This window comes from Candidatus Amarolinea dominans, assembly GCF_016704685.1.
GTDB lineage: Bacteria > Chloroflexota > Anaerolineae > SSC4 > Amarolineaceae > Amarolinea > Amarolinea dominans.
Genome location: NZ_JADIZS010000014.1, coordinates 105,409 through 123,156, shown reverse-complemented (window position 1 = coordinate 123,156; position 17,748 = coordinate 105,409). Strand labels below are relative to the sequence as shown.

The 17,748-nt window shown below is 64.2% G+C and carries 13 protein-coding genes; 3 read left to right on the top strand and 10 right to left on the bottom strand.

What is annotated here, in order from left to right:
- The first annotated feature begins 10 nt into the window (after positions 1-10).
- Complete coding sequence (locus tag IPF85_RS10585) at positions 11-2,560, top strand: SMC family ATPase (protein ID WP_343408052.1); 2,550 nt, start codon at positions 11-13, stop codon at positions 2,558-2,560.
- Positions 2,561-2,609: 49 nt separating this feature from the next.
- Here the strand turns inward: IPF85_RS10585 and IPF85_RS10580 are convergent, their stop codons facing one another.
- The 9 genes from IPF85_RS10580 to IPF85_RS10540 all read right to left on the bottom strand — a co-directional run bounded on the left by IPF85_RS10580 (position 2,610) and on the right by IPF85_RS10540 (position 15,458).
- A complete protein-coding gene (locus tag IPF85_RS10580; protein WP_343408051.1) occupies positions 2,610-3,107 on the bottom strand; it encodes a hypothetical protein in 498 nt (165 codons plus the stop codon).
- Positions 3,104-4,477: a DUF3696 domain-containing protein gene (locus IPF85_RS10575; RefSeq protein ID WP_343408050.1), complete on the bottom strand. Its 1,374-nt coding sequence runs from the start codon at positions 4,475-4,477 to the stop codon at positions 3,104-3,106. Before IPF85_RS10575 ends, IPF85_RS10580 begins: the two co-directional genes overlap by 4 nt.
- Positions 4,478-4,792: 315 nt before the next feature.
- The gene (locus IPF85_RS10570; protein ID WP_343408049.1) at positions 4,793-6,589 is read right to left on the bottom strand and encodes a sugar phosphorylase; all 1,797 of its coding nucleotides are present in this window, start codon (positions 6,587-6,589) and stop codon (positions 4,793-4,795) included.
- Positions 6,590-6,619: 30 nt separating this feature from the next.
- Entirely contained in the window at positions 6,620-7,897 is a 1,278-nt protein-coding gene (locus tag IPF85_RS10565; RefSeq protein ID WP_343408048.1) for a glycosyltransferase family 4 protein, read from the bottom strand.
- 58 nt (positions 7,898-7,955) lie between these two features.
- Entirely contained in the window at positions 7,956-9,050 is a 1,095-nt protein-coding gene (locus IPF85_RS10560) for an ABC transporter ATP-binding protein (protein ID WP_343408047.1), read from the bottom strand.
- Positions 9,051-9,068: 18 nt separating this feature from the next.
- Positions 9,069-9,959 carry a carbohydrate ABC transporter permease gene (locus IPF85_RS10555; RefSeq protein ID WP_343408046.1) on the bottom strand — a complete coding sequence of 297 codons (891 nt, stop codon included), beginning with the start codon at positions 9,957-9,959 and terminating at the stop codon, positions 9,069-9,071.
- Positions 9,956-11,356 (bottom strand): sugar ABC transporter permease, encoded by a 1,401-nt coding sequence (locus IPF85_RS10550; RefSeq protein WP_343408045.1) that lies wholly within the window; start codon positions 11,354-11,356, stop codon positions 9,956-9,958. The genes IPF85_RS10555 and IPF85_RS10550 overlap by 4 nt, the downstream gene beginning before the upstream one ends.
- Positions 11,357-11,371: 15 nt before the next feature.
- Entirely contained in the window at positions 11,372-14,107 is a 2,736-nt protein-coding gene (locus tag IPF85_RS10545; RefSeq protein WP_343408044.1) for an extracellular solute-binding protein, read from the bottom strand.
- 331 nt (positions 14,108-14,438) lie between these two features.
- Complete coding sequence (locus IPF85_RS10540) at positions 14,439-15,458, bottom strand: LacI family DNA-binding transcriptional regulator (protein ID WP_343408043.1); 1,020 nt, start codon at positions 15,456-15,458, stop codon at positions 14,439-14,441.
- A gap of 303 nt (positions 15,459-15,761) precedes the next feature.
- Here IPF85_RS10540 and IPF85_RS10535 point away from each other — a divergent pair, with 303 nt between their 5' ends.
- Positions 15,762-16,919: a Gfo/Idh/MocA family oxidoreductase gene (locus IPF85_RS10535; RefSeq protein ID WP_343408042.1), complete on the top strand. Its 1,158-nt coding sequence runs from the start codon at positions 15,762-15,764 to the stop codon at positions 16,917-16,919.
- Here IPF85_RS10535 and IPF85_RS10530 read toward each other — a convergent pair.
- Positions 16,905-17,129, bottom strand: a complete 225-nt coding sequence (locus tag IPF85_RS10530; protein WP_343408041.1) for a hypothetical protein — start codon at positions 17,127-17,129, stop codon at positions 16,905-16,907. The genes IPF85_RS10535 and IPF85_RS10530 overlap by 15 nt on opposite strands.
- A gap of 254 nt (positions 17,130-17,383) precedes the next feature.
- Here IPF85_RS10530 and IPF85_RS10525 point away from each other — a divergent pair, with 254 nt between their 5' ends.
- A complete protein-coding gene (locus IPF85_RS10525; protein WP_343408040.1) occupies positions 17,384-17,740 on the top strand; it encodes a hypothetical protein in 357 nt (118 codons plus the stop codon).
- Positions 17,741-17,748: the final 8 nt, after the last annotated feature.

The window sequence follows — 17,748 nt, the reverse complement described above, 5'->3', positions numbered from 1 at the left end:
CAGGACAACTATGATCCCAACCAAACTTCGTTTGCACAACTTCATGTCCTACGCCGACGCCCCTGCGCTCGATCTGCGGGGCATTCACCTGGCCTGCCTGGCCGGTGAAAACGGTCACGGCAAATCCGCCCTGCTCGACGCGATCACCTGGGCGCTGTGGGGCAAGGCGCGTGCCCGCAACGACAACGACCTCATTCGTCAGGGTGAAGGCGAGATGGAGGTCGAAATCGAGTTCGAGCTGTACAGCAATCTCTACCGTGTGCTGCGTAAGCGCAGCGGCAAGGGCGCCGGGCGCACTGTGCTCGAACTGCAGGTGCGTGCGGCCGATGGCTTCCGTGTGCTGACAGAGACCTCGGTGCGCGCGACGGAGGCGCGTATCGTGCAGCTTCTGCGCATGGATTACGAGACGTTCGTCAACTCGGCCTATTTGCAGCAGGGCAAGGCCGATGTGTTCACCACCATGCCGCCGGCCAGTCGCAAGGCGATCCTGGCGCAGATCCTGGGGCTGGATGCGTATGAGGAGTTCGAGGCGCGGGCCAAGGAGCTTCTCAAGGATGCCGAGCGCCAGGCCGATGCGGCGCAGGCGCAGTTGGGCGAAATCGAGCGCGAGCTGGCCCGGCTGCCAGAGATCGAGGCGTTGGCGCAGACCGCGCAGGGCCAGGTGGCCGATCTGGCGCTCAGGCTGCGCACGGCCGAGGCTATGCAGCGCGCCACGGAGGAACAGCGCCAGGTGCGCGTCAGTGCGCAGCGTGAGCTGGACGATCTGGCGCGGCGCCTGGCCCAGGTGAAGCAGGACATGGACGGCACGCAGCGCGACCTCGCCGGCCGGCGCGGCCGCCTGGATGCGTTCGAGCGCCTGCTGGCCCAGCCGGAGGAGATCGAGCAGGGCTATGCGGCGCTACAGGCTGCGCGCCAGGCGGAGGCGGGCTGGCAGCAGCGGGCTTTGGATCATGCCCGGCGCCGCGCGGCCAGCAGTGAGCTGGAAGCGACGATTGCCCGGGCGCGCGGCGAAATCGAGTCGCGCCAGCGCGTGGCCCAGGCGCGCCTGGCAGACTTGCAGACGCGCCGCGAACGGGCAGCCAGCGCCCAGCAGATGCTGCAGCAGGCGCAGGCCGATTTGGCGCGGCTGGATGGCCTGCAGGTAGAACGCTCCGCGGCCGAGGCAGCCCAGCGTGAAGCCGGCGAGGAGCGCGCGCGCCTGGAGCAGGTCAACAAACAGCTCAAGCAGGAGATGGATGCGCTCAAGGAGCGCCTGAATGACCTGGAAAAGGCCGAGGCCAACTGCCCACTCTGCCGCCAGCCCTTGAGCAGCCACGATCACCAGCGCGTGCTGGCCGAATTCCGGACGCAGGGCCTGGCGTTGGGCGACCAGCATCGGGCCAATGTGAACAGCAGTAAGGCCCTGCACGAACGGCAACGCCAGTTGCAAGAGCAGGTTGCGCGCCTGGACATCGCGCTGCGGCAGCGGCCGGCGTGGGAACGGCAGAAGGCGCAGGCTGAAACCACCATCGCCGAAGCGACCCAGGCCCAGGCTGAGGCGGTACAGCAGGAGCAGACGCTGGCTCAACTCGCCCAACAACTGACGCAGCGCGACTACGCCAGCGCCAGCCAGGTTGAGCTGGCCGCACTGCAGGCGGAGATGGCCGCGGCGGTCTACGATGCGGCCAGCCACGCGGCGACCACCCAACAGGTGGCCGCGCTGGCGGGCTGGGAACCGCGCTGGCGTGAGCTGGCGCGGGCGCGGGAGGAACATGCCGGCCTGGCCGCCCAGGTGGGCGAGTTGGAACAGCGCCTGGCGCGCTGGCAGGCCGCGGCCGCGGCCGATCAGGAACGGGCAGACGCGCTGCGCGAGGCCGTGGCTGAGCTGCCGGGCATCCACGCGCAGTTGCGGCAGCAGAGCGCGGAGATCAAAGCGTTGGAGAGCCAGTTGGAGCGCGCGCAGCAGAACCTGGGCGCGGCGCGTCAGCAGATCGAAACCTGCCGGCGCCAAGCCGTGCGCCAGGTTGAGCTGACCGAGCGTCGCCAAAAGCTGAACGAGGAACGGGCCATTTACGACGAGTTGAAGCTGGCCTTTGGCAAGAAGGGCGTGCCCGCGATGATCATCGAGGCGGCCATTCCTGAGATCGAAGAGGAGGCCAACCGCCTGCTGGGCCGCATGACCGATCAACGCATGAGCGTTCAGTTCCAGTCGCAGCGCGACACCAAGAAGGGCGACACCATCGAAACCCTGGACATCATCATCAGGGATGAACTGGGCGTGCGGCCCTATGAGATGTACAGCGGCGGCGAGGCTTTCCGCACCAACCTGGCGATTCGCATCGCCCTGAGCAAACTGCTGGCCCGGCGCGCCGGCGCGCGGCTGCAAACGCTGATCATTGACGAAGGCTTTGGCACCCAGGACACCGCCGGCCGCGAGCGCCTGGTGGAGGCCATCACCTCCATCCAACAGGACTTCGAGCGCATCCTCGTCGTCACCCACATCGAAGAGCTGAAAGACCAGTTCCCCGTGCGCATCAACGTCGTCAAAGGGCCGGGAGGGTCGAGCTTTTCGATTAGCTGAGGCCGGGCATTGGCGTCTTGGCGTTAGAAAAGCGTCCTCTGCACCGGCATCACCCGTCGGGCATGGTCTCCGGGCACAAGAATACCACCCGAACATCGTGCTGCTCGAGTGGTTCTCGGAAGTACCACCAATCGGTATCGAGCGCGTTGAGGATCGGCGGCCGTTCCGGGTGAGCCAAAGCAACCGCTACGAACTTGCGGTCGGAGCGGTCGAAGCCAGCCAGACGCAAGTCTTGAGGGAATTCGGCGAATTCCTGATCTTCCTCTGACGCCAGCGATGCTGTGATGTGAACCTGTTCGCAACGCTGGGGATTGTGGCGATTGATCAAAGCCCATTTCAGAAAGCGATCGCCGACGCCAGGCTGTCCCGATGATTTGAGGTGGCGCTGGTATTCACGCAGGATGCGCCAACCGTCGTCCAACACCAATGTGTGCCGGCGTTCGATCTCTTTCAACTCGCGAATGCATGTCTCGATGCAGCCCGGTGTGGCTTGAGACGACATCTTATTGGCTGCGATCGGGACATTGGTATCTACGATGACCTTCATGCCGTTTGCGTGGCCTCTTCTGCCTGCTGGCGTCGCATCTCGGCTTCTGCCATCGCGGCCAACTCGCCAAACTCATCCCCAAAGAAGTCCTGCGGCCAGTTGGTGATGTTGCCGAACCGGTCAAGCTGCAGCCGCTCCAGTCTGGATGCGCCGTCCGCCATCGTGGTGAAGTAGAGCGCGGCCTGTTCAGGGCGTAGTTGCTCCTCGGCTATCCGTCTCTGCAGCCGGCGCATGAGATGCTCGCTGTGGCTCTCGAGGATGATCTGAATGCGCCGTTCCTTCATTACTTCTACGAAAACATCAGCCAGGCCAGCTTGCACGGCCGGATGTAGATGGATCTCCGGCTGTTCCAGCAGAAGGATAGAGCCTTCTGGCGCATAGTAGCACAGCACAAGCACTGGCAGGACTTGTGATACTCCAAAACCGACATCGGTGATCAACACTTCGGCGCTCCCTGCGGTTTGCCTGACCTTGACCTCGTATTCGCGGGCAGAGGGAGTTACAGCTTGTAGTGTGAAATCGAACACCAGGCCGAGCCGTTGGAGCCATGCGGCCACGCGATGCTCCAGCGGTCGTGCCCCGAAAGCGTCAACCGAATCCATCGAGCCATTGCGCGTCCGCGCTGCGATCAGCGCCGGAATGGCGCCCTCGCCCCTGGGACCAACATCGCCGGGCACAGCGCCTGTCCATAGGTAGCTCCGATGGGGATATTCCCGCAGTGGTCCCAGGTAGTACAAGCGGTCGAATAGCTTTTCGAACGCAGCCGTGAAATCTTCGATGTCTTCTGCCTGGCTGCGCGATGCCTCCACTTCTCTGGGAAAACCATAGAAACGATCCGGCGCAGGCAGATTACCGGGCGCTTGCAGTTCTTCCTGGTTCGGATACCCCTCGGCAACCAGGCAATAACCCGGAACAAGGCCCAAGGCGCGCTCGCGAAAGCGATAGGCAAAACGTTCGACATGCATCACGTCGAGTTCTCCAGCGCGAACCGAGCGAATGGCAGCGCTGAAGCTGAGTTCGTCGGTGGGAGCGGTTGCCTGTACCTTGCGCGGAGATGGCTGGGCGGATAGCCCCGGCAAGCGCATGCCGAAGGGACGCCAGTGCAATTCGAAGTCCAGCGCGCGCTCAATCTGGTGGCGGTGAAGAATGTCGTGGAATGAGCCCAGGCTGATCAATGACCGCTCGTCGCCTAGATGGAGCACACGCTGCCGATCCTTGCTGTCCACAGTCTGCTTGAGCAGGAGCAAGAATTGCAGGATACTGGTCTTGCCTGAACTGTTGGCCCCGAACAAGCCGGTGATCGGCGCCAAGCGCATCTCCCCCGTGTCGGCCCAGGACTTGAAATTTCGAATGTGCAGGGAAGTGATCATGACAGAACCTCCAAACTCCGGCAGCCTGCGCCTTGCTGGCCACCGCATATATTATACCTCATAGCCCAAGCAATGCTGACGATGAGATAGCCAAGCTACCGCTGCACGTATTTTATACTGCAAGCGGGAATAGACTTCACTTTTCCGCCTACGGAAACAGGCGCAATTCGTGCCCGCTTGCAGTATACCACACAACCCGCTGACGCATGCACCATCAGCGCCTCGTCGAAATCTGGCGCGGACGGCGCATCCACCAGGGCCAGGAGCCTGCGAGGCGGGTCATGATGTGGCCCAGGTGTGACTCTGTTTGTGTTTTCAGTCGAGGCTGGCAACCAACCAGCGGGCCTGGTAGGCCGCTAGTTCGATAACTGCTGCGCCTGGCGCGGTCTCCTCGATCAAGTCGTGAATGGCCCCGGCGCGGTGCAGACCGGGGATGGCTCGCGGCGCAGGAATAGTCTGCGGCTGAGAGGAGACGTTGACCAGGCACAGCACCGGCCTGCCCGCGCCAGGCGGTGTGCGCAGCACTGCGAAGACCGCCGGTCCCAGGTCGTGTACCTGTTGGTCTGCGGCCGGGTGAAAGGCCGGCTCGGCCCGGCGCAGCCGCAGCAGCCGGCGCAGGCCGTCGAAGACGCGGCGCTCATGCCGGGCAGGATCGGCCAGGATGGCTTCCAGGGCAGGCCGGTCGAACTTGCGGCGGTTGAGAGAGCGCGCCCGGCCGGTTTCGGCAAAGCAGTCATGGCAGTTGCGGGAGCCGAAGAGGCTGTGGGCGTAAATCCCAGGTACGCCGGCCAGCGACAGCAGGATGGCTTGTGAGGCCAGGAAGCGCGGCGCGTCGAGATGCGCATCCGGCGCCGCAGGGTCGTTCAGGAAGTCGTACAGCGTGATGTTCAGTTCGTACACGCTGGTCGAGCCGTCCGGGTTGGCCTTGACCGAGGCGCGGCCGCCGTGAGCCAGGGTGCGCGCCACCAGCCCCTGCACCTCGGCGTCGCCCAGGATGCCGCGCGCGGGCAGCACGCCGATGCCATCATGGGAGGCGATGAAATTGAAGAAGGCGGCGCCCGGCGCAGGGGGTTTCAGCGTGGCCGCCCAGTGCGACAGGCGGCCGGCGTCGCCGGTTTGCAGGGCGTGCAGCGTCAGCGGCGCCAGTGAAAAATTGTAGACCATCTGCGCCTCATCGGTCGCGGCCGTCCCGGCCAGGGGCGCGCCGAAGTAGCTGATGTTGTCCGCGTGCGGCACGTTGGTTTCGGTGATCAACAGGACGCCCGGCGCGACCGCGTCCAGCACGGCCCGCCACAGCTTGACCACGGCATGCGTCTGCGGCAGGTGGATGCAGGGGGCGCCGATCGTTTTCCAAAGGTAGGCGATGGCATCCAGGCGGATGATCTCCGCGCCGTGCGCCACGTAGTGCAGGAGCACGTCGGTCATCTCCAGCAGCACCTGCGGGTTGGCGTAGTTGAGGTCAATCTGATCCGCGCTGAAGGTGGTCCAGACGTGGCGCGTGACAACGGCGGGCGCCAGGGCGGGTTGGGGCCTGGTCTCACCTGTGACCGGCGTCAGCAGCGGCAGTGCGCGCGGCCGCACGACCTGGGACAAATCGGCCGCGGGGTCGGCCTCGATGAAGAAGTCGCGGTAGGGCGCCTCGCCCCGCCGGTAGGCCTGAAACCAGGCGCTGTGCTGCGAGATGTGATTGGCGACGAAATCGAACATCAGGCGGCCGCGTTCACCGATGGCGGTCACATCGTCCCAGTCGCCCAGCTCAGGCGCAATCTGCCGGTAGTCAACCACGGAGAAGCCGTCATCGGACGACGAGGGAAAGCAGGGCAGGAGATGCACCCCGCTGATGGCGCCGGCCAGGTGGTCAGAGAGAAAGGCGGCCAGCGTCTGCAGAGGAGGGCGGTCCGCTTCACGAAACTGGTCCGCGTAGGTGATGAGGATGGCGTCGCGCTCGGTCAGCGGCGCCTGGCTGCGCGCCGGACGCTGGCTGCGCTGCCGACGGAACTCGTCCATGCGGCCGGCCAATGCCGGCCAGACCTGGGCCGCGGTTTCCTCGCCGTAGAGAAGGGAGAGCCAACGGACGATGCGGATGTTGGGATCGCTCATGTCATGATTCATGATCGCATGGTGCTCATATTTCTTCCTGACTCACCGGATCAGCGACGCCAGCAGCGGGGTTACGGCCTCGAAGGAAAAGTGCTGGCGGGCCAGGTGATAGTTCGATTCTACCATACGCCGCCGCCGCACGGGATCCATGATGGCCTCGACGACAGCCTCCACCGTCTCGGAGGTGATGGCCGCCAGGTTGGCGGGGTCAGCGGCCGCATCAATTTCCACCAGGTCGAAGCCCAGGGGCGCGATGTCGGCTGCGTAGACCGGGTAGCGGTTGACCAGGGCCGGCAGGCGGAAGTAGAGCGTTTCGAGCAGGGCATTGCCGAAGCCTTCGATCAGGCTGGGGTAGGTGACGAAATCGGCATGAACGTAGGCATCCCACAAGGTGAAGCGGCCAGCGGTCGCCTCTGCCTGGGGTGAGAAATGCTGCGCGGCGTAGATGATGGGCACGGCGGCCCGCGCCGCCTGCGCCCGCAGTTGCTCCAGGTAGCCGAAACCCTCATCGCCCGCGTGGTGACTGATGACCAGCACCGGCTCTTTGCCCAACAGCCGCGAGCGCGGCTGCGTTGCGCGCAGCCGCCGCACCAGCTCGATCGCCAGCTCGATGCCCTTGCGGCTGATGACACGCGTGGGCTGCAGGATCAGCAGGTGGTCGCTGCCCAGGCCGAGCGTGGCGCGCAGGCCGGCGTTGGCCGGCGTCATGGCCGGCGCGGCGGTTTCGAAGTCGAAGATGTTGGGCAGCAGCACAGCCTCGACGCCCTTGCGTGCGGCCAGGGCCTGCTGCGCCAGCGAGTTGATGACCAGGTGCCGCAGCGAGGGCAGAACCGGGGGGAAGCAGCGCGCCAGGATGCCGGGGATGCAGTTGACGGTGAAACGCGGTCGTTCCCAGGCCAGGTCGTGGTTGTGGGCCAGGGTGGGGATGCCGGTTGCGGCGATGAAATCGGTCAGCGCGACGCCCAGCGCCACGTGCATGGGGATGGCGAGCGCGTTCTGCACGAACAGCATGTCCACGCGCTGTTCTTCGACGAAGCGCGCCAGGGCCGCGGTCAGCCGGGCCGCCTGGGCCGCGATGCGCTCTTCGAGGCCAGGCGCGGCCTCGGTTGCGCCAAAGCTGTGATCGTGAATCCAGCGCGCCTCCGGATGGGCAAAGTGCATTTCTGGCACGAGCTGTCCGGGCGCGGCGTCGGCGTCCAGCTCACCCGCGCAGAAGCAGCAGTCGTGCCCCAGGCGCCGCAGAATCGTCGCCAGCTTGGCGATTTCCAGCGAGACGCCGTCGGTTCCGGCGATGCGGGTCGAGATGAAGGCGATGTTCATAGCAGTGTTTCCGGTCTGATGCGTGATGCGCAAATAGGCACATCCTTCGCGCAAGCGCTTATTTCGGGTACAGTGCCCTTTTCGTTTCCGGGTCAATCCAGCGGATGTTGTCGGTCGGGAAGCGCAGCCAGACTTCGGCGTCGGCGTGCGTTTGGAAGCTCGGATGGGTGGACACCTTGATGCGATGCCCGCCAAAGGCGACGGTCAGCAGGTTCTGGGAACCCAATGGTTCTACGACCAGGACGGTGGCCCGCAGCGCATCTTCGGCCGGGCTGGCTCGCGTCTCCATGTTCTCCGCGCGGATTCCCGCCAGGATCGGCTTGCCGTCGTAGGCGGAGAGGATTGGCGCCATGGCCGGGCTGCAGGTCAGGCTGAAGTCGCCGATGCGCACCACGGTGCGGCCGTCCTGGCGTTGCACCTGGCCCGTCAGGAAGTTCATGGGCGGCGTGCCGATGAAACCGCCGATGAACTGGTTCGCCGGACGGTCGTACACGGTGGTGGGAAAGTCCACCTGCTCGATGATGCCGTCGCGCATGACCGCGATGCGATCTCCCATGCTCATCGCCTCGATCTGGTCGTGGGTGACGTAGATGGTGGTGGCGCCCAGTTCGGCCAGCAGCCGCTTCAGTTCGGCCCGCATCTCCAGGCGCAGCAGCGCGTCCAGGTTGCTCAGCGGCTCGTCCATCAGCAGCACCTGCGACTGCATGGCAATGGCGCGCGCCACCGCGACGCGTTGGCGCTGGCCGCCGCTCATCTTGGAGGGAAAGCGATCGAGCATCCCCTCGATGTGCAGCAGTCCGGCCGCGCGGCGCACACGGTTTTCGATTTCGGCCTTGTCCAGCTTTTGCATCTTCAGGCCAAAGGCGATGTTGTCGAACACATTCATGTGCGGGAAGATGGCGTAGCTCTGGAACACCATGGAGATGCCCCGCTCACGCGCGGGCAGGTAGGTCACATCGCGGCCGCCGATGCTGATGCGCCCTTCGTCGGCCATGCCCAGCCCCGCAATGGCGCGCAGCAGGGTGGTCTTGCCGCAGCCGCTGGGGCCAAGCAGCACCATGAACTCGCGGTCCGCCACGGTGAGCGAAATATCGTTCACTGCCAGGAACTTGCCGAACCGCTTGGTGACATTCTCGATTCTGATTTCAGACATGCTCGTACACCTGTCAGGCTATTTGCTGATCTGTCCCCACATGTTGAACAGATACTTGCGGATCGCGAAGATGAAGATCACCGAGGGCAGCAGCATGAAAAACCCGCCGGCAAACTTGTAGGCCTCCCCTGACTGCCGCAGCGAGACCAGCACCTGGGCGGGCAGGGTGCGGTTCTGCACGGTCAGCACTGTGGCTGCGAAAACCTCGTTCCACGACATGACGAAGGTGAAGACGGCTGCGGCCGCAATGCCCGGCAGCACCAGCGGCAGCACCACGCGTCGAAAGGCCTGGAGCGGTGTGCAGCCGAACACCTGGGCCGCCTCCTCCAGTTCGTAGGGGATGCTGGCGAAGACGCTGCCGATCACCAGGATGGTGGTGGGCAAGGTCAGGGCGGTGTGCATCAGCGCCAGGCTGTAGACCTGATCGTAGATGCCCAGGCTGATGAAGGTCACGGCCAGGGGGATGGAGAGGATGACCACCGGGAAAGCGCGCACGGCCAGGATGGCGAGGCGAAACGCGTCGCGACCGCGGAAGAGGTAGCGGGATGTGGCGTAGCCGGCCGGCGCGGCGATCAGCGTCGAGAGCGTCAGCGTGATGAGCGCGACCACCACGCTGTTGATGAGGCCGGGCACGATGCCATACGATCCCAGGAAGAACGACATGGTGTCGAACGAGAAGGGGATGAAGGGCAGCACGCCTTTGGGATAGCTGCGCACCGTTTCGGGCGTGGTCAGCGCCATCGAGGCGATCAACCAGATCGGCGCCAGCACCCACAGCGCCAGCAGGATGCCCACCAGGTAGGTGAAGGCGCGCCCCAGAAGCAGACGACGCCGGGCCTGGCCGCGCACGCGCGCCATCTCAGCCGAAACCTGGGCGCCGGAAAGAGCGGGAGGGTGAGCGGTTGTCATGGGCCGGCCTCCTCTTGGCTGCGCACCATGCGCAGGTAGAAAACAGCGGTAAACATGGAAATCAGCAGGATCAGGGCGGCGTACGCGGCGGCGACGTTCATGTTGCGCAGCGTGTAATACTGGCGATAGGTCTCGTTCGCCAACACCGTGACCACCTCGCCGCCGGAGAGTGCAATCACCACCGCGAAGACCTGCAAGGCGAGGATGGTGCGCAGAATCAAGGCGACCTGGAGGCTGGGCTTGAGCAGCGGCAGGATGACATAGCGCACGCGCTGCCACAGAGTGGCGCCGAACACCTCAGCGGCCTCCAGCACCTCTTGCGAGATAGCCTGCAGGCCGGAGACCACGATGACCATGACGATGGCGGTGGCCCGCCACACCTCGGCCAGCCAGACGGCGATGATGATCCAATGGCGGGTGTCCGCGGTGAGATAGGGCTGCGAAGCGCTGATCAGACCCAGACCTTGCAGGATGCTGTTGAGATAGCCGCTCTGGGTGAAGATGGAATACCAGACGATGCCCACGGCCAGGTCGGACGCGGCCAGGGGGATCGCAAAAATGGAGAGGAAGACGGTGTTGAACTTCAAGCGGGCCTGGATCACCAGCGCCATGATGATGGCGAGGATGAACTGCACCGGGATGATGATGACCATCAACAGCAAGGTAGTGCTCAGCGCCGGCCGGAAGAAACGGTCGTTGAGCATGCGCTCGATGTAGGTGGTGGTGAACTGGCCGGTGTCGCCCTGGTCAACCCGGCCGCTGACGCCGTCGCCGTAGACTTGCAGCAGCCGTGACGGCGCCCAGCCGGTCAGCGTTCGTTCGTCGCGCTGACCCTGCACCTGAAACCAGACCTCCAGGGTGGCCTGCTCCGAGATGCGCACCACCGCGCCGCCGGCCAGTTTACCGCGCACGGCGCTCGTCTCGTTGGGGTCAACATACAGGCTGGTGAGGGGGTCTGCGGCGGCGCCCAGTTTGGGCCGCACCGTGCCTTCGACCGGCGCGCCCTGCTCATCGGTCACGCGCACGCGGATGCGGCTTTCGGGCGTCCATCCCTCGACGCGGCTGCCGGCGGGGTCGTTGCCCTCGATGCGAAACCACACCTCGGTCAGCGTCTCTCCGCCGGTCAGGTCGGCGGCCGCGGCCATGATGCTCTGGCGATCGAGCAGGATCACCTGGCTGCCCTGGGGCAAGGCGCCGGTTGTGCTGCTGCCGGTAGAAGCCTCTGCGCGCAGGGTCAGCAGCGCTCGCTCGTCCCACACTGCCAGCCGGATGGCTCGCACCATCGGCCAGGCGAAGAAGATCGCCAGGTAGATCAGCGACGGCAGGATCAGCAGATAGGGCGCCCATTGGCGCTGCGTCCGGCGCGTTCTGGCCGGCGCGGCAGGTTCGGTGGTCATTGTCCTGCTCCCTGGTCATGCTTCTGCGGACCCCTGGCGGGTTTGCGCTCCGCCAGGGGCCAGAAGGATGGACCGATCCCTGGCTTGCGGCCGGTCAGCGACCGGCCGCAAGCGATTCTTACGATTAGCGCGCGTCACCTGGCAGGGGCCGGTGGAAGGTGGATCGGGCGCCCAGCAGGCTGCGCCGGTCTCGTTCATCAGCGCCTGCAGACCGGCGGCCTCTTCAGCCAGCACCTTGCCGGCCGCCTCACCGTTGAGGACCACCCGGTCGAAGGCGTTGCGGAAGATCTGGTTGATCTCGCCGCCGCGCGCGCCCAGGCCCACCGGCAGCAGGGCCGGCAGCGCATCGGCCGAATTGGCCTGGGCCGTCACCGCGCCCAGTTCGATGGCCACGCCCTTGGGCAGCTTGGCTGTGCTGACGCCGCCCACCACCGGGAAGAAGCCCAGCTCGCGCAGGATCTGCTCCTGCACGCCGGGCCGGGTGAGGTAGTCAATCAGGGCTTTGGCGTTGTCCGGGTTGGGCGCAGTCTTGGGGATGCCCAGGCCGACGACGACCGGCATGAAGCCGCGGCCGGCCGGGCCGGAGGGCGCAGGGAAGGCCACGAAGTCGTCCGGTTTCTCGTTGAACGCGTTCAGCAGGCGGGCTGTATGATCGAAAGCCACCCATACGTCGCCGGCCAACAGCGGTTCCTGCATGAAGCTGTAGTTGATGGATTCGGCGTGGACGTAGGGCCACAGGTCATCGTGCAGCCAGGTGAGCATTTCCTCGGCCGCCTGGCTCTGGAAGTTGCTGACCATGCCGCCCGTGAATGAAGGCCACATGTAGCCTTCCAGGAAGCGGTGGAACAGACCAGCGTGGGGCAGACCGCACAGCGCTTTGCCCTCGCCATCGAAGATGGCCTTGCACCAGGCGCCGAGCTGCTGCCAGGTCAGGGCGTTGACATCCGCGCCAGCCGGCAGGTACTTCATGGCGTCCTTGTGCGCAGCCATGATGTAGGTGGCCTGCATCCACGGCACGTAATACAGATAGTCCTCTGAGCCGAGCAGGCCTGTCTCCGTGAAGGCCGGGGCAAAGCTGCGGCTGGTCGAAAGGTCCTCGGCCAGGTCAATCATGTTGACCATGGCGTTGGTCTTTTGCAGCGGCGGGAAACTGCCATGCAGCGCGCCCACCACATCAATCGTGCCCTTGCCGGCCTGCGCCTCGGCGTTCACCAGGTCCAGCAGCGGCCCTTCCTCCGAGCCGGTCACATCGAATCCGGCCTTCTTGAGGATGGCGCGGAATTTCTCCTGCTCCTCCACCGGCACGAACTGAGTCGAGAAGAAGGTCACTTTGATCGGTTCGGCCACCAGGGCCGAGGCCGGCGCTTTCACCTGGCAGGGGCCATCCGAAGCTGGATCGGGCGCCCAGCAGGCGGCGCCGGTTTCGTTCATCAACTTCTGCAGGTTGGCGGCCTCTTCGGGGAGCACATTGGCGATCTGCTCGCCGTTGAGCACCACGCGGTCGAAGGCATTGCGGAAGATCTGGTTGATCTCGCCGCCGCGCGCGCCCAGGCCCACCGGCAGCAGGGCCGGCAGCGCGTCGGCCGAATTGGCCTGCGCACTGACCGCAGCCAGTTCGATGGCGGTGCCGGCCGGCAGGTCAGTGGTGGAGACGCCGCCCACCACCGGGAAGAAGCCCAGGTCTTTGAGGATGCGGCCCTGCACCGCCGGGGAGGTCAGATACTCGATGGCCTTCATGGCCGCGGCGGGGTTGGGTGCGGTCTTGGGGATGCCCAGGCCAACGACAACGGGCATGAAGCCGCGGCCGGCCGGGCCGGCGGGCGCGGGGAAGGCCACGAAGTCGTTCGGTTTCTCGTTGAAGGCTTTGATCAGGCGCGCGGTGTGGTCGAAGGCCACCCACACCTCGCCGGCCAGCAGCGGTTCCTGCATGAAGCTGTAGGTGATGGACTGCGGGTTGACATACGGCCACAGCTCATCGCGCATCCAGGTCAGCATGGACGCGGCCTCGTTGCTCTGGAAATTGCTGACCATGCCGCCGGTGAACGAAGGCCACATGTAGCCTTCCAGGAAGCGCTGGAACAGGCCGGCATGGGGCAGGCCGCACAGCGGCTTGCCGGCGCCGTCGTAGATGGCCTTGCACCAGCCGGCGAACTGCTGCCAGGTCAGGGCGTTGATGTCCGCGCCGGACGGCAGGTACTTGATGGCGTCCTTGTGCGCGGCCATGACATAGGTGGCCTGCATCCACGGCACGTAGTACAGATAGTCCTCGGAAGCCAGCAGGCCGGTTTCCAGGAAGGCCGGGGCAAAGCTGCGGCTGGTCGCGAGGTCCTCGGCCAGGTCGGCCAGGTTTGCCATCGCGTTCACTTTTTGCAGCGGCGGGAAGCTGCCGTGCAGCGCGCCGACCAGGTCAACCGTGCCCTTGCCGGTCTGCGCTCCGGCTGTCACCATGTCCAGCAGGGGGCCTTCCTCCGAGCTGGTGAAGTCGAACCCGCCCTCTTTGAGGATGGCGCGGAACTTCTCCTGCTCTTCCACCGGCGCAAACTGGGTCGAGAAGAACACCAGGCTGGACAGATCTACCTTTGGTGCTTCGGTCGGCTTGACCTCAGGCGCCGCAGTCGGCGGAGGCGCCGTGGTGGGGGTGGGAGCGGCGGTGGGCGCAGGGGTTGGCGTGGAACCGCCGCACGCGGCCAAGAGCAGCGCAATCACAAGCAGCGCCGTCAGACTGAGTAATGCCCCTCGATGGGGTTGCATGTTTTTTCATGATTCTCCTCCCTGGAAAATGGGTTTGCTATGCTGCAAGCGGGAATAGACTTCACTTTTCCGCCTACGAAAACAGGCGCAATTCGTGCATGCTTGCAGTATATCCATGAGCCATTTCGTCAGCAGCGGTGAGCCGTGGCTCATAGATAACTCCTGAAATGCAAATGACTATCTCTCCAAACGAGGGTTCTTCAGGTCTGGCTGTTGCGGTGGCTCACCTCCTCTGGACAAGCGGGGGAAATCTGACGGACAAGCGGGCGGAATCTGATGGACAAGCGCGGGAATCTGATGGAAAAGCGGGGAGAACCTGACTCGCCGGGACTCAATGACCCACGCTGCCGCACGATTGGCGCACGACCAGCGCTGGCTCCAGGATGACCTGGGAAGGGGACAGGTCTTCCCCCTGAATGAGCTGGATGAGCATCTCACACACCATCTTGCCGATGCGGTAGATCGGCTGGTGGACGGTGGTCAGCGGCGGGTGCGAGTGTTCGGCCATCGGGATGTCGTCGAAGCCGGTGACGGCGATGTCGCGACCGATGACCAACCCCCGTTCCTGGATGGCGCTCATCGCGCCCAGGGCCATCAGGTCGTTACAGGCGACTACGGCAGTTGGCAGCTGAGAACTATCGAGCAGGCGAGCGGCTGCCTGGTAACCGCCCTTCTGGGTCAGATCACCCAACACAACCAGCGCTTCAGGCAGCGCCAGGCCGTGATCGGTCAGCGCCTGACGCAGGCCGATCAGGCGCTGTTCGGCAAAGAGCAGATCGGACGGGGGCGCCAGGCACGCCAAGCGGCAATGGCCCAGGCCGATCAGGTGCTCCGCGATCAGGCGCATCCCCTGGATGCTGTCCACATCCACAAAGGGAAAATCGAGGTCGTTCTCGGTGCGGCCAAAGGCCACGAAGGGAAAGCCGGTCTCCTCCAGGTAACTGATGCGCGTGTCTTGGCGCCGGGTGCGCACGATGACGAAACCATCCACCTGGCGGCTCTGCACCTTCTGGCGGTAAACCTGCATCTCGCGGTCGCCCGGCGCCTGGGTCGAAACGAGCAGGTCATAGCCGTGCTCGGCCGCCATGTTGCCGACGCCGGCCAGGAACTCGCTGAAGAAGGGGTCGGCAAAGCGCGGGCCAAAGGTGGGCAGAATCAGGCCAATGGTGTCGGAGCGGCGCTTCTGCAGGCGCTGCGCCAGCAGGTTGGGGGTGTAGCCCAGTTCGCCGGCCACGCGGCGCACCAGCGACTTCGTCTCAGGGCTGACGTCGTCGTAATCGGCCAGAGCGCGGGAAACGGTCGTAATGGACCTGCCGGTGCGTTGCGCAATTTCCTTGAGCGTAGCGGACATCGCCGTTCCTTCATCCAAAACTACCCAAAACCACCCAAAACCGCCCAAACCCATCCAAGCCAAATCGAACCAGTCTGAATCAACCTGAACCCAACGAGACAAGAGACAAGACCAGCGCAGAGGAGAACCAAAACGTTTCGGATGATTCGTATCATACACCAAAACGTTTTGGTTGTCAAGAGGTCCGGCGATTTTTCGCCAGAATGGTTCATTGACACCCCAGGCCGGTCATGCTATGGCGCGCCGCGTGCGCCCTAGATTCTTGGCCGCCCGCTCGGCGTTCGCCTGATGGTGAGGAGGCGCATGGGAAAAGTCATCGTGCTCGAAGCCCCCGCTGTGATCGGTTACGAGGAATACCCCGACCGGCCAACGACCCATTGGGGGTCACTGTTCGGACAGGAGACCGCCCAATCTCTGAACGGTTACGATTTGGGAGGAAGAACGATGAGACTCAGGACGGCCATCCTCGGCTGCGGCGGGTTTGCGCATCGCCATGCTGCGAACCTGGTGGGCCAGGCCAGCAAATTCGAGATTGTTGCCTTCTGCGACCGCCATCCGGAGCGGGCGCAGGCTCTCTCCGCTCGATACACGGACGGACGGGCCGCGGTCTTCAGCGATCATCATGCGCTGTTGGCGGCCGCGGCGTTAGACCTGTGCGTGGTCTGCCTGCCGCCCTACGGTCACAGCGACGAGGTGGAAGCGGCCGCGGCGCGCGGGGTTCATCTGCTGCTGGAGAAGCCGATCGCGCTCAGCTCAGAGCAGGCATGGCGCATGGTCGCGGCCGCGGAACGAGCGGGAATCAAGACCCAGGTGGGCTTCATGACCCGTTTTGGCGCGGCCATCGCGCGCTTCAAGCAGATGCTCGATGCGGGCGAGACCGGTCCGGTGGGCTTGATGAGCGCCCGCTACTTCTGCAACCAACTGCACGCGCCGTGGTGGCGTGATCGCGACAAGTCCGGCGGCCAGTTGGTGGAGCAGGTCATTCACCTGTTGGACTTGATGCGCTACGTGATGGGCGAGCCGGCGACGGTTTACAGCTTGCAGAACAACATGTTCCACCGTCACATGCCCGATTACACGATCGAAGATGGTTCGGGTACGGTCATCGGCTTCGAGAACGGCGGCATCGGCGTGGTCTACGCCAGCAACGGCGCGATTCCCGGCCGCTGGATCAACGATTATCGCATCGTGGCGCAGAACGTGACGGCCGACTTCACCGACGCTAACCATGCGAACTTCACCTACACGGCCGGCCCGCTGCTGCACACCGAGATCGTTTCTGCAGACGTGCCCTACCATCTGCAGGAGCTGCTCGATCTACACGCCGCCATTGTCGAAGACCGCCCCCCGGTCACGCCGATCCGCGAGGGCGCGCTGTCGCTCGACCTGGCCCTGGCCGCCAGGCAGTCTGCGGAGACGCGCAGCGTCGTGACGATAGCAAGGCCCTCACAGGCAGAGTAGATCGAGCAGGCGGCGCCAGCCCGAACGCGTGCTGTGCCAGGCGCCGACAATGCCGTAGGACACGAAAAGCACGAGCAGGATGGTGATGACGCCGATGACGAGCAAGGCAGACTGGCCGAAGGTGTTGGAGAGCCAGTAGCCGAGCAGTTGCAGCACGCCGGCGCCCAGCGCGGGGCCGATCAGCGTGCCAACACCGCCGATGATGGTCATGAGCAGCGCATCAGAGGTATGAGTGATGGGCTGAGCGTCATGCTTCTTGATAACTCCTTCTGAGTTGAAGATACAACTCGAGAAAATGCAAAAACAGGCTGAGCTATTCCGAGTTGGAATTTCCGGAGTGAGGATGGGCATTTCTCGATACATGCTGAGCGTGCTAAAATACTTGAAATTGGCTTTCGTCAACAGTATTTCGGTGAGAGGGCGCATTGCATGGCCTTGCTTGCAGTGTTCGAATGGAGATGAACATGTCATCTATGGCTAGTAGTGAGAACACGACAACGATCGAACATCCTTCGAGTACGAACAAGTTGCCCTCCTATACCCATCGTTTCTTCTGGGACGTTGACCCGATGCAGCTCGAAATAGACGAGCACTATCGTTATGTCGTCGAGCGACTATTGGAATATGGCGATCTGCCAGCGGTGCGGTGGTTGCTCGCCTTCTTTTCTCCTCAAGATATCATTCCCGTGCTACAAACCAGCCGGCGGCTATCTCCGTTCAGTGCTAACTACTGGGCTCTCTTCTTTGACGTGAACAAGGAGAACATATTGTGTTTGTCAACGCCCTCCCTCCGGGAACCCAAGCCAATCTGGCCCTACTAGCCGAGGCC